This window comes from Vibrio nigripulchritudo ATCC 27043 (assembly GCF_000222685.1).
GTDB lineage: Bacteria > Pseudomonadota > Gammaproteobacteria > Enterobacterales > Vibrionaceae > Vibrio > Vibrio nigripulchritudo.
Map to the genome: position 1 here is coordinate 1 of NZ_AFWJ01000050.1, position 11,726 is coordinate 11,726.

General features: G+C 48.8%; 13 protein-coding genes. 10 read left to right on the forward strand and 3 right to left on the reverse strand.

Annotated elements, in window-relative coordinates:
- The 8 genes from RH89_RS06310 to RH89_RS06345 all read left to right on the forward strand — a co-directional run.
- Positions 1 to 482, forward strand: a 482-nt coding sequence (locus RH89_RS06310) for a type 2 periplasmic-binding domain-containing protein (protein WP_004400366.1), incomplete at its 5' end; no start/stop codon positions are given.
- Positions 483 to 544: 62 nt separating this feature from the next.
- Positions 545 to 1,462 carry a carbohydrate ABC transporter permease gene (locus RH89_RS06315; RefSeq protein WP_004400367.1) on the forward strand — a complete coding sequence of 306 codons (918 nt, stop codon included), beginning with the start codon at positions 545 to 547 and terminating at the stop codon, positions 1,460 to 1,462.
- Positions 1,459 to 2,319: a carbohydrate ABC transporter permease gene (locus RH89_RS06320; RefSeq protein ID WP_004400368.1), complete on the forward strand. Its 861-nt coding sequence runs from the start codon at positions 1,459 to 1,461 to the stop codon at positions 2,317 to 2,319. Before RH89_RS06315 ends, RH89_RS06320 begins: the two co-directional genes overlap by 4 nt.
- Positions 2,320 to 2,325: 6 nt before the next feature.
- Entirely contained in the window at positions 2,326 to 3,426 is a 1,101-nt protein-coding gene (locus tag RH89_RS06325; protein WP_004400369.1) for an ABC transporter ATP-binding protein, read from the forward strand.
- Positions 3,427 to 3,436: 10 nt separating this feature from the next.
- Entirely contained in the window at positions 3,437 to 4,105 is a 669-nt protein-coding gene (locus RH89_RS06330) for an RraA family protein (protein WP_004400370.1), read from the forward strand.
- A complete protein-coding gene (locus RH89_RS06335; protein WP_004400371.1) occupies positions 4,105 to 4,398 on the forward strand; it encodes a UxaA family hydrolase in 294 nt (97 codons plus the stop codon). The genes RH89_RS06330 and RH89_RS06335 overlap by 1 nt, the downstream gene beginning before the upstream one ends.
- Complete coding sequence (locus RH89_RS06340; RefSeq protein ID WP_004400372.1) at positions 4,391 to 5,575, forward strand: UxaA family hydrolase; 1,185 nt, start codon at positions 4,391 to 4,393, stop codon at positions 5,573 to 5,575. Before RH89_RS06335 ends, RH89_RS06340 begins: the two co-directional genes overlap by 8 nt.
- Before the next feature lie 13 nt (positions 5,576 to 5,588).
- Complete coding sequence (locus RH89_RS06345) at positions 5,589 to 6,713, forward strand: enolase C-terminal domain-like protein (RefSeq protein WP_004400373.1); 1,125 nt, start codon at positions 5,589 to 5,591, stop codon at positions 6,711 to 6,713.
- Between the two features lie 259 nt (positions 6,714 to 6,972).
- On the opposite strand, the gene RH89_RS06350 is transcribed toward RH89_RS06345, so the two are convergent.
- From RH89_RS06350 to RH89_RS06360, 3 genes are all read right to left on the reverse strand, one after another.
- The gene (locus RH89_RS06350; RefSeq protein WP_004400374.1) at positions 6,973 to 7,632 is read right to left on the reverse strand and encodes an alanine--tRNA ligase-related protein; all 660 of its coding nucleotides are present in this window, start codon (positions 7,630 to 7,632) and stop codon (positions 6,973 to 6,975) included.
- A 4-nt stretch (positions 7,633 to 7,636) separates the two neighbouring features.
- Positions 7,637 to 8,092, reverse strand: coding sequence for a hypothetical protein (locus tag RH89_RS06355; RefSeq protein ID WP_004400375.1), 456 nt, complete (start codon positions 8,090 to 8,092; stop codon positions 7,637 to 7,639).
- Between the two features lie 141 nt (positions 8,093 to 8,233).
- Positions 8,234 to 8,977 carry a metallophosphoesterase gene (locus RH89_RS06360; protein ID WP_004400376.1) on the reverse strand — a complete coding sequence of 248 codons (744 nt, stop codon included), beginning with the start codon at positions 8,975 to 8,977 and terminating at the stop codon, positions 8,234 to 8,236.
- Between the two features lie 269 nt (positions 8,978 to 9,246).
- Here RH89_RS06360 and RH89_RS06365 point away from each other — a divergent pair, with 269 nt between their 5' ends.
- Entirely contained in the window at positions 9,247 to 10,662 is a 1,416-nt protein-coding gene (locus RH89_RS06365) for an aminotransferase-like domain-containing protein (RefSeq protein ID WP_004400378.1), read from the forward strand.
- 220 nt (positions 10,663 to 10,882) lie between these two features.
- Positions 10,883 to 11,726 (forward strand): lytic polysaccharide monooxygenase auxiliary activity family 9 protein (locus RH89_RS06370; protein ID WP_004400380.1); only part of this gene is annotated, 844 nt, incomplete at its 3' end.

Here is an 11,726-nt window from a genome sequence, read left to right on the forward strand (position 1 = left end):
CTGCGTTTTTCAACGACCCGAAAAACTCCAAAATCGCTGGTGATATCGGCTTAGTGAAAGCACCTGTCGGCTCAAGCGGCAAGCGCACGGGCTGGTCGGGTTCTCATACCTTCTCAGTTACTGAAGCGTGCGAAAACAAACAAGCGGCAGCTTCGTTTATTACCTTCCTAACCAGCTATGAAGGTCAGATTCTGGAAGCGCGTCGCGGATTATTGCCGACTCGTACTCGTGTATGGCAAGACATCATCGAAGCTAACCGTGCTTTGAAGAACGACTTTATGGTGAAAGTGTTTAAGACCTATCAAGAGTCGATGGCAGACGATGCGTTCACTCCGCCTCTGATCCCAGAGTGGATCGAAGTATCGAACCAAATCTGGCCACAACTACAGGCGGCCATTGTCGGTGAGAAAACCATCAAACAAGCGCTTGACGACGCCGCTGAAGATGCGCGTGAAGTGATGGAGGATGCGGGTTACTTGTAATCGAGACGGGTGGGGCAACCCACCCTTAACTTTTTAGAGGTTTAACGAATACAGGGATAAGTATGATTCGTGCACTTCGGCGTTTTGTTCACAGAGAAGAATCGGTTCCGTATATGCTGCTTTTGCCAGCAATCATCACCATTCTGGTGGTGGTGTTACTGCCGTTGATTTTCTCGCTGTACACAAGTTTTACGCCATACAAAATTATTCGCCCGGAAACACTGTGGAAGTTTATCGGGGTCAGGAACTACACCCGAATCTTTTCTGATGCTGACTTTTGGTGGGTGTTTGCCAGAACGGTCTTTTTCCTGACCATTGTGCTTAATGTCGAGCTGGTTCTAGGGTTAGTGATTGCCCTACTGGTGAATCAGATAACCAAAGGAAAACGCCTGTTACGAACAGTGATGATGTTCCCAATGATGTTTTCTCCTATCTTGGTGGGCTTCCAGTTCAAATACGTGTTCAACGACAACATAGGAATTCTCAATAACTTACTGCAAACCCTTGGGCTGACTGATCAGGCTATCCCCTGGTTGGTGGACGGAACGCTCGCCATGATGTCCATTATGGTGGCGGAGATCTGGATGAGTACCAGCGTGTTTGCCATTTTACTACTGGCAGGTCTTTACGCGATGCCGCAAGACCCAATCGAGGCAGCAAAAGTGGATGGTTGCACGCCGCTACAGGTGTTCAGGCACATTACCTTGCCATTTCTGATGCCGTTTGTGTTCATTGCCATGACTATCCGTTCTCTGGATGTCGCAAGAGCATTCGACATCGTAGACGTGATGACGGGGGGCGGTCCCGCAGGGCGAACCGAGTTACTCTGGACGCTGATCGCTCGGGTAGGGTACGACAACGCCAAAATGGGACAGGCCAATGCCATGGCGTATGTGTCTATCTTGCTGTCGATTTTCTTTACCTTTTACTTCTTCCGTAAGTTGGTTGCGGCACGCCGCTACATGGGAGGTGCGCAATGATCGCTGCTTCAATGAAAGTCAGAATGCAAAACATCGCGATACGAGTAGGCGTGTTCGTCCTTATCTCTTTGATGTGCATTCCGGGTGTTTGGGTGATCTTTTCTGCCTTTCGACCCAATTCAGAAATTCTTGCCAAACCACCAGTATGGATGCCGGAGGAAATCGGGCTCTCTAACTTTATGTCGATATTCGGCATGGGCGCAGAGCAAATTGCGATACCCGTGGGCAGCTATTTTATGAACTCACTGATTATCTCGGTAACCAGTACCGCGATTGCGATTTTAATCGGGATAGCAGGTGGGTACGCGTTTGCGAGATATCGATTCAAAGGGAAAGACGCGCTGTTTCTTGGTTTGATGCTGTCGCGCACCATTCCGGGAATTGCCCTTAGCCTTCCCGTGTTCATCTTATGGAGTAAGCTCGGTTGGATAGACACTCAGTTTGGGGTGATCTTGGTTTACGTTGCGCTTAACGTACCGTTCACCATCTGGTTGATAGATGGATTCTTCCGCCAGATCCCCAAGGATTTATCTGAAGCGGCACAAGTGGATGGATGTACCCGCTGGCAGGCATTCTGGAAAATTGAATTTCCTCTTGCTCGCTCCGGGCTGGCGTCTGCCGGAATATTCGCATTCCTGACTTCCTGGAACGAATACGCACTGGCAAGCCAGTTAACCCGCTCGACAGACAGTAAAACGCTTCCTGTAGGGCTAATGGATTTTACCGCTCAATTTACCATTGACTGGGCTGGCATGTGTGCCATGGCGGTAATCATCATTATTCCGGCGTTAATACTGACGTTTTTAGTACAGAAGCACCTGATTTCAGGGCTGACATTTGGTGGTGTAAAAGGATAGACATCTATGGCTGATGTAAAGCTAAGCAAAGTTGTAAAACGTTACGGCAAAATCGAAGTGGTGCACGGTGTCGACCTGGACATCGCACACAACGAATTTGTGGTGTTAGTCGGTCCTTCTGGTTGCGGAAAGTCCACCACATTGCGAATCATTGCGGGGTTGGAGGGCATTACCAGCGGTGATGTGACCATTGGTGATCGAGTGGTGAATGACTTGCCGCCAAGGGACAGAAACATCTCCATGGTGTTCCAGAGCTACGCCCTCTATCCGCATATGACGGTAGAGGAAAACCTGGGTTTTGGGTTGAAGATTTCAGGTATTGACGATGCCGAAATCAAAACACGCGTCGACAACGCGGCTCAGATCCTAGGATTGGATAGCCTGATGGACCGAATGCCTGCCGAACTATCTGGTGGTCAGCGTCAGCGTGTGGCAATGGGGCGCGCCATTGTGAGAACGCCGGATGTTTTCCTGTTCGATGAGCCTCTCTCAAATCTGGATGCCAAATTACGGGTACAGATGCGTACGGAAATCAAGAAACTGCATCAAACCGTGCAGACTACCGTGGTGTACGTAACACACGATCAGGTTGAAGCCATGACCTTGGCAGACCGTGTAGTGGTGATGCGAGACGGCTATATCGAGCAGGTGGGCTCGCCAATGGAGATCTTCCATTCGCCCGTCAACATGTTCGTTGCCTCATTCATTGGCAGCCCGCCAATGAACATGATCGACGCTATCGCCTACGAACAAGACGGTGGCTGGATTCTGCATCTTGAAGGTGCTCACGAGATTGAATTGCCGGATCGCTTCCGTGGCAAAGTCCGACATGAACAGAAAGTAGTAGTGGGCATTCGACCAGATGATCTGTATCCCGTTGGACACGGCATGGAAAACGGCGTGCAAAGTTCTTCTTTCCACGAAAGCGTCATCATTTCCGAGCCGCAGGGTACGGAAACCATCCTGTTTATTCAGATAGGTCAGAAAGAAGTGCAGTCCAAAATGCTGAGCCCCAGAGATGTGCGAAACGGCGAAAGGCTGGAGTTCGCTATCGGGCTGGATCGCATTCATTTATTTGACAAGGAAACCGAGCAGTCGCTGCTTTAAAGGAATCATCATGACTCAATCAACAATCGAGCTGGATGCCATTACGCAGCTCCTGCAGAAATGCTACACCGGCGTGGTGAACGATGTAATGCGCGATCTCGGGTTAAGTAACTACGTGTTACCTCGCGAAATCAGACCGCTCCTCATGGACAAAACTCTGGCTGGCCCCATCTTCACCATTGAAGGGGAAGTGGATGAAACTCTGGACGGGCATCAAAGCCTGCTGGAGTGGACTGGGCTGCTGTCAAAAGCCAAACCCGGACATATCTGGGTTTGTCAACCTAACGACAACAAAGTTGCGCATATGGGCGAGTTGTCTGCCGAAACGCTGCAACACAAAGGTGTGCTGGGGTGTGTCGTGGATGGCGGAGCCAGAGACACAGGCTTTATTCGCAGAATCGGTTTTCAGCTCTGGCATCGGTTCTACACGCCAGAAGATATTGTCGGGTACTGGAAGCCTAAAGGGTTCGACGTACCTATCCAGATCGGAGGCGTTTCTATTCATGCTGGCGACTACCTTCTGGCGGACGACGATGGAGCCATCATCATCCCGAGAGACAAAGCACAACACATCGCGCAGGCGGCTTACGATGCTTCCAAGGTCGAGAACAAGGTCAGAACCGCGATTCTCGACGGCATGGATGCGCAAGAAGCGTATTTGCAGTACGGAAAGTTCTGATGGCGTCTGTGATTCTGTTAAAAGCGGAGGACAACGTACTCATTGCCTGCCGAGAACTCGCTCCTTATGAGCAAGTGTCGGTTGGCGATGAGAGCGTGGTGGTTCAACAGCCCACACCGGTTGGATTTAAGCTGGCTCGCTTTGCGTTAAAAAAGGGCACTCTGATCATCAAGTACGGCGTGCCTATTGGCGAATGTATGTCGGATGTAGAGGCAGGCGAAATGGTTCACACTCACAATCTGCACAGCCGGTATATTCCGTCTCACCAACGAGGAGGACATACACATGGCTGAATCCAAACCACGTGTTCAACTTCAGGGTTACCTTCGAAGCGATGGTCGCAAAGGGATCCGTAATCAGGTGATGGTGGCTTACTTAGTGGAGTGTAGCCACTTCGTAGTAAGCAAAATTGTTCGTCATTTTGAAACGTCTGCACCGGGTTTGGTCCATGAAGTGGGTTTTCCGGGTTGCTACCCGAATGAGCATGCAGAACGGGTTTTATCTGGGCTGGCTACCCACCCGAATGTGGGTGCAGTGCTGTTTGTTTCTCTCGGCTGCGAAAGCATGAACCGCGAAAAGCTGGACACCATGGTGAAAAACAGTGGTCGCCCTTCCAGAACCATTGGTATTCAGGAAGTCGGAGGCACGCAAAATGCCATTGATCTTGGTATTAAGTGGGTGTCGGGTGCGTTGGAAACGCTGAATGAGCAAACCAAAGTGCCGATGGACATAAGTGAACTCTCTGTGGCGACAATTTGCGGTGGCTCTGATGGCACATCGGGTATTTCTGCTAACCCGGCAGTGGGTTTAAGTTTCGACCAGTTAGTGGATATGGGCGCGACTTGCATCTTCGAAGAAACGGGCGAGCTGATTGGTTGTGAATCGCATATGAGCCAGCGAGGGGCAACGCCGGAAATATCAGAAGCTTTGGTCGAATCGGTCAACAAGGCCGCTGAATATTACAGCGTGCTCGGGTTCGCCAGTTTTGCTCCGGGTAATGCTGACGGAGGGCTAACCACCATCGAAGAAAAATCACTCGGCGCGTATTCAAAGAGCGGTTCTCGCCCAATTGAAGGCATCATCAAACCTGCCGAACTTCCCAATAAAAACGGGTTATGGCTTATGGATGTAGTGCCCGACGGGGAAGTGAGGTTTGGTTTTCCGAATATTGCGGACAATGCAGAAATTACGGAGCTTATCGCTTGCGGTGCACATGTTGTCCTGTTCACAACCGGGCGCGGTTCGGTGGTCGGAAGTGCGATTTCTCCGGTGATTAAGGTGTGTGCCAATCCAGAAACCTACGCGCGGATGTCAGGTGATATGGACATCAACGCCGGTAAAGTACTGCAAGGTTCCACTTTGGATTCGGTATCCGATGAGATTACGGATCTGGTGATTGCGGTGGCATGCGGCAACAAAACCAAATCAGAAGCACTGGGTCATGCTGAATGCCTAATCACCTATAAGTAGCGGTTTTTTCAATATGATCATCAAAAACGTAGAAATACGCTGCTGTCAGACATCAACCGATATGGGGGCAAGCAGCCTAAAATCACACTCTGTCAATGCATCTGAAACACAAAGCGTTATCGACTTTCTGGTTGTTACGCTTACTACTGAGTGTGGTCTCAGTGCCTCTATGTTCGGCTTTGCAGGTAAGTCGGCGGTGGGCTCTGGTCATTTGGCTGCATCCTGTATGCCATCCTTATTGATTGGTAAACATGCCTTAGACAGAGAAAAGATCTGGCAGGAGTTTCGGGTTGCTAATCGCTGGTGGCATCACTTGCCTATGTACAGTTTCGGACCATTCGACTGTTGCTTGTGGCTCCTTGGTGCTATGCACGCGGGGCAACCTTTGTGGCGTTACATCGGTGGGTTGCGAAATCGGGTTCCGGTTTATACATCTTCTTTGGTTTTGCCCGATGCCGAAGCCTATGAGGCAGAAGCACTTGCGGTGAAAAACGCGGGTTTCTGCGGTTATAAAATTCATCCTCCCGGTAAACAGGTAGAAGAAGATATCGAGATTCATCGTGCAGTCAGGCAAGCGGTCGGGGAAGAGTTTGCTTTGATGTCTGATCCGGTTGCGCCATACCGACTGAGCGAGACCATTCAATTTGCACAAGCCATTGAAGAACTTAACTATCTCTGGCTGGAAGAACCATTGCCAGATGAATCATTCAGTGCACTGAAGAAATTGAAATCCAAAGTATCGATACCCATTGTGGGAGCGGAGGTGTTACCGCATCACCCATATTCGGTGGCAGAAGCGATAAGTAGCGAGGTCTTCGATGCCGTGAGAGCGGATGTGTCCTGGTCGGGCGGTATCACTGGTGTATTGAAAACAGCGCATCTGGCAGACGCATTCCATATGAATTGCGAGCTGCACACCACTATTTTTCATCCGTTAGAAATGGTGAATTTGCATGTGGCAGCTGCCATCAATAACACCACTTATGCCGAATTGCTTTTCCCGACACATACTTTTTCATTTGGTTTAAAGCAGCCTCTTCCGATTCAGAATGGCTATGCGACACTTCCTGAATCGGCAGGGCTTGGTGTTGATTTGGACTGGGATTTCATCGATAACGCGACGGTTCTGGTGCTGTAGATAACGGACTCTATACCCAAGTAACCTCAAGGTGCTCGGTTCAGCGAGAATTAACTGGCTTTCAGACAAGACACCGATTTGAAGATCTAGTGGGTCTAAATCAAAAATCGGTAACGCCGTATGGAAGCCAGTTAAACTCGCCCTTGGGAGCCCATATTCTGTCCCATTTCATCGTTAAAGAACTTGGAAAGGACGGGTCATTCCGCTGCGTTCTTTTCCTTGAACTGGAACAGAATATGAGGCTCTGAATCCTGCATCTTTAGGTCACTTGGGTATAGGCATCTTCTACAAAAATTTCTACCCGTTCTTTGCCTTTTCCTAGGTTTTTTCGTTTTAACCTGAGCGTACCCACTTCGTCGGTGGTTTTCAGGTGAGTGCCTCCACAGGGAACCTGAGAAAATCCTTCGACTTTCCAATAGCGCCTCTCTGCGTTTTCATCCGAAAAAGCGGAAATAATAGGAAGCCCCTGATTGATCAGAGCCTGTCCTTTTTCCTGAACCAGAGGAATGGTTTCGCGTATTCCGTCTGGATAGTGAAAATCGACTCTCGCTTTGTGGGCAGCAATGTGTGCGCCCGTCTTTTCAATCCCGGCTAACTGCTTATAAAAAAGCTCCAGCACAACTTCCGCAGCAAAATGCAGCCTCATCAACTGATATCGACGAGACCAGTCGATTTTCACTTCTACGTGATCGCCAACCTGTAGGTTATGACTGTCTTCCAAAGTGTAAGTAATCTGCTTACCATTTTTAGTGGCTTTCTTTACCTGATAGTCGCCAATGGAGCCTTCATCGCTTTCCTGTCCGCCTGCTTCGGCATAAAAGATCGTCGATTCCAGCTCAATATCTGAGCCGGAAACCGAATGCACCGTGGTGGAGTGGGTAGTGAGATATGGATCATCCCAAAAGACTTTTCTGGTCATGATGTTACTGAGTCCTGACCAAAGCAATCAGGGCTTCCATCGAACGCTTGAGATCGTCCAGTTCTTCCCCTGAAGGCACCGCTTTTTTGGTGCATTCGTTAAGAGAGATAACGTGGTCCATAACCAGTTTTTGACTGGGGTAGCGTTTATCCAGAGCGGAAACAACGGTTGACTTGAAAGCATCGACTTGTTGCTGCATGGCGTCGGCTTTGCCTTTGTCTCCACCATTAAATGCCAGTAAACCGGGAGTAACGATCTCTGTTTGGATAAAGGCGTCGTATTCTTCTAAGCCAAGTTTGGCAGTTTGCACCTGTTCTTTAGGATATTGGGTCGGGGGTGTTGCTAGTTTTTTCTCTAGAAAATCCAGCAGTGCCTGACACTGCTGCATATCGTTGATGTTGGGTTTAGCGGTTACCTGAAAAGCCATTGCACACGCCAGCAAAGCGAAAAGTGTTCTCATGTTCATTCCTTCGAGCATCGTTATTCTAAGTTTTATACCCATGAAGTTACTTTGTTAACTTGGATATAAAACGAGCATATGACATGAAATCGAACTGATCAGTATGAAATGTGAGCTTTTTGTCAAAAAATGCTGGGAGTCTTACAAATTTTCCCATTCGGTTAAGGTTAACGCTGAGTAAAACTCGCCGGAATAGAGTTCCAGTAGTGTGAATTCGCCAGTGTAGTCATTGCGTGATGCGGTATCGATAAAATAGCTGTTTGCTATTCGCACAACTTTGTCGCTCCGAGTGTGCCCATGAATGGTGAAGTCAACGCCGGATACTGGCTCAGAAGGCTGCCCCTGGATTCTTGTTCGACCCCAAATCCATCGTGGGTTGTCCATCATATCTCCTTGCCAGTTCTGCATTTCCTCCCACACAAGCGAGTGTGGCTGAGCATGACTGATTCCCACCTTACGACCATCAGGCAGCGCACAAGTGATGGCACAGGGCATTTGGTTAACGATGTTTACCAACTTCTCAAGCGTCGCTCTTGGCTGAGTTAACGCCCAATCTCCACCGTTTTTACACCACACTTCAATCAGGCGTCTCTGTTCGCTAGTCTTATCTTCCAGATCCCAGACAGAAAGGGCGTTAGACATCATAAGCTCATGATTTCCAGAGATTGAAAGGAACCAGGGTGTCTGGTAATAAAACTCCAGAGTTTCAATAGACTGAGGGCCACGGTCTATCAGGTCGCCGACGGAAATAAGAAGATCATTCGATGAATCGAATTCAATGGCATCGAGTGTGTGTTTTAAATGGTCAAGCTTGCCATGGATGTCACCAATGACAAAAACGCGTTGATAGGGGGAGACGTCAATAAATTGGTGCCTGAATTCCATTCCTATGATACCACTTTGAATATGAATTGATTTTGTCCGCAATCAACCGTGAGGTTGGGTATTTCTACTCCTCAAGATACCGCAAGATTGTGACAACGGCGAGCCTTATCTTTAAGGGGGGTCATTCGGTGCTCATCTTCACAAAAATGGACGCTGCACGAGGCTGATGCCATGAAAAATCGTCGCGGAAAGACTACTATTCGAGCTTCTGAAAAAAAGCATAATAACAAGATACTGTTCGAAGCACCGAACAAGCAAAGGCTCACGGAATGACCAGATACGAACAATTGGCTCAGGACATCAAATCGCAAATCGAAAATGGCGTCTGGAGGGCAGGAGACAAACTGCCATCCGTCAGGGCAACGTGCCGAACTTCAGGGTTCAGTATTGCCACCGTGATGCAATCTTATCAGTTGCTCGAAAGCCAGGGCTGGGTTACGGCTCGCCCGCAGTCGGGGTATTACGTCGCACCAAAACCGCCAGAGCCTTCGCTGCCAAGTACCCGAGAATCACTCAGCCAGACAGATACGGTGAACATCAATGACGTGCTTTTTGATGTTTTGCAGCAAACTCGGAAAAACGATGCGATCCCATTAAGCAGCGCGTTTCCAGACCCAGAGTTGTTCCCCTTCAAAGTACTGACGCGATGCATGGCGAGCAGCGGGCGTAAAATGGCGCCAAAGTCCACGGTGAATAACCTTCCTCCCGGCAACGACAGTTTAAGACGATGCATAGCTCAGCGATACAATCTCGAAGGCATTCACGTATTGCCCGACGATATTGTTGTAACTTCCGGGGCAATGGAAGCACTGAACCTGAGCTTGCAGGTTGTCACTAACCCAGGTGATTTGGTCGCGGTAGAGTCACCAACCTTCTATGGCGCATTGCAGGCGATTGAGCGCCTGAAACTCAAAGTGGTTGAAATTCCCAGTTGCCCGAAGTCAGGTATCGACTTAGAAATGTTGGATCAGGCGCTGAGCACTTTGCCAATCAAGGCATGCTGGTTTATGACGAATTTTCAGAATCCGCTGGGGCACACTGTTCCAAAAGAGAAAAAGCAAAAGCTGGTTAAGTTGTTGTGTAGCCACGATGTTCCTCTGATCGAAGATGATGTGTATTCGGAACTATACTTCGATGACACAAAACCCCAGCCGGCCAAAGCCTTTGACAGTCAGCATTCGGTTTTGCATTGTGGGTCTTTTTCCAAATGCCTTGCCCCTGGCTACCGAGTGGGTTGGGTTGTAAACCGACAGTACGCCAAGCAGTTGCAGCGTGCACAGCTGATGTCGACGCTTTCTGCCAGTATGCCAACTCAGTTAGGTATTGCTGATTATCTCCAGTCTGGAGGTTACGATACGCACTTGCGCAAACTTCGCAAAACTCTTAAACAGCGTCAGCAGGACTTTCTGAAGGGGCTGAGGGCTTACCTGCCTGAGGAGGTAAAGGTGACGTCTCCAAAAGGGGGGTATTTCGTATGGGTTGAAATGCCGGAGTGTGTAAATGCGGAATCGGTATATACCCAACTTCTCGAAGACAATATCGGGATTGCGCCTGGTATTCTTTTCAGCTCAGATAAGCACTATGCACATCATATTCGGCTGAATTGTTCATTTGAGTGGGATGCTCAAATTGAGCACGCGATACGGCAATTGGGTACCCGGATTAGTGAGGCAATTTACAACTGATCTGAGGTTTGAAATCAGGCGCAAATCAATAAATGCAGTTGCATTGTGTAAAGTTGATTATGGAATCACTTTATCGTTTTAACAAATCCTTTGCATTTATAAACTTGCATTCGACTCCTCTCTTTTTCTCCTTTGTTAACCTGAATGAGTTCGCGGTTATTTTGGCTCAGCCATTTTCGCCACCGTGGACATGTTCAGGAAAATAAAACGGAGAGAAACAATGAAAAAACTAGCACTATGCTCTGTCGCTTTGGCAGGGCTATCGCAGGTTTTATTGCCAGGTTTGGCGAATGCGCATGGCTGGGTAGAATACCCAAGCGCGAGACAAAACACCTGTTACCTAGACGGTGGATTTTGGGATAACGCTATCCCTAACCAAGCTTGTCAGGCAGCTTACGATGTTTCGGGTGCATTCCCGTTCGTACAAAGAAACGAAATTGCTGCGAACGTTGCCAATTATGAAGACATGGCACATGTAAGAGCCGTAATCGCAGATGGCAGCTTATGTTCCGCTGGCGCTAGCTCAAAAGCCGGGCTGGATGTAGCCTCACCACATTGGCAAAAGACAGCCCTTCAATTGGATGCGAACAATGAGTTTGAGTTAGTCTTTAACGCTTCGACACCTCATGATCCATCGTACTGGGAAGTGTACATATCCAACGCCGCTTACACAGGTGATGCACCGTTAACATGGTCAGATCTCGATCGACTGGTCAGGAATGACAACGTGGTGCTTGGACCGGATAAGAAATACCGACTCACAGTGAAAATTCCGGCAGGAAGAACAGGTGACGCAGTACTTTACACCCGCTGGCAGCGCAAAGATCCAGGCGGTGAAGGTTTCTACAACTGTAGTGACATCAGTTTCAGTGGTGGCGGTACTAACCCAGATCCGGGTCCAGTTGATCCAACTCCTCCAGCGAAGAACCTGACGGAACTTGGCTACTTTGTGACTCCCGATTTTGGACCTGTAGAAGCAGGGGATACGGTGAGATTCCGTACGTTTAGCCCAACAGGACAAGAGACAAACGACATTCAACTGCCAATCACAGCCAACAACCAGT

Coding starts and splice junctions, on each gene's coding strand:
- RH89_RS06315 (WP_004400367.1), top strand. CDS start 545: ATGATTCGTGCACTTCGGCGTTTTGTTCACAGAGAAGAATCGGTTCCG.
- RH89_RS06320 (WP_004400368.1), top strand. CDS start 1,459: ATGATCGCTGCTTCAATGAAAGTCAGAATGCAAAACATCGCGATACGA.
- RH89_RS06325 (WP_004400369.1), top strand. CDS start 2,326: ATGGCTGATGTAAAGCTAAGCAAAGTTGTAAAACGTTACGGCAAAATC.
- RH89_RS06330 (WP_004400370.1), top strand. CDS start 3,437: ATGACTCAATCAACAATCGAGCTGGATGCCATTACGCAGCTCCTGCAG.
- RH89_RS06335 (WP_004400371.1), top strand. CDS start 4,105: ATGGCGTCTGTGATTCTGTTAAAAGCGGAGGACAACGTACTCATTGCC.
- RH89_RS06340 (WP_004400372.1), top strand. CDS start 4,391: ATGGCTGAATCCAAACCACGTGTTCAACTTCAGGGTTACCTTCGAAGC.
- RH89_RS06345 (WP_004400373.1), top strand. CDS start 5,589: ATGATCATCAAAAACGTAGAAATACGCTGCTGTCAGACATCAACCGAT.
- RH89_RS06350 (WP_004400374.1), bottom strand. CDS start 7,632: ATGACCAGAAAAGTCTTTTGGGATGATCCATATCTCACTACCCACTCC.
- RH89_RS06355 (WP_004400375.1), bottom strand. CDS start 8,092: ATGAGAACACTTTTCGCTTTGCTGGCGTGTGCAATGGCTTTTCAGGTA.
- RH89_RS06360 (WP_004400376.1), bottom strand. CDS start 8,977: ATGGAATTCAGGCACCAATTTATTGACGTCTCCCCCTATCAACGCGTT.
- RH89_RS06365 (WP_004400378.1), top strand. CDS start 9,247: ATGACCAGATACGAACAATTGGCTCAGGACATCAAATCGCAAATCGAA.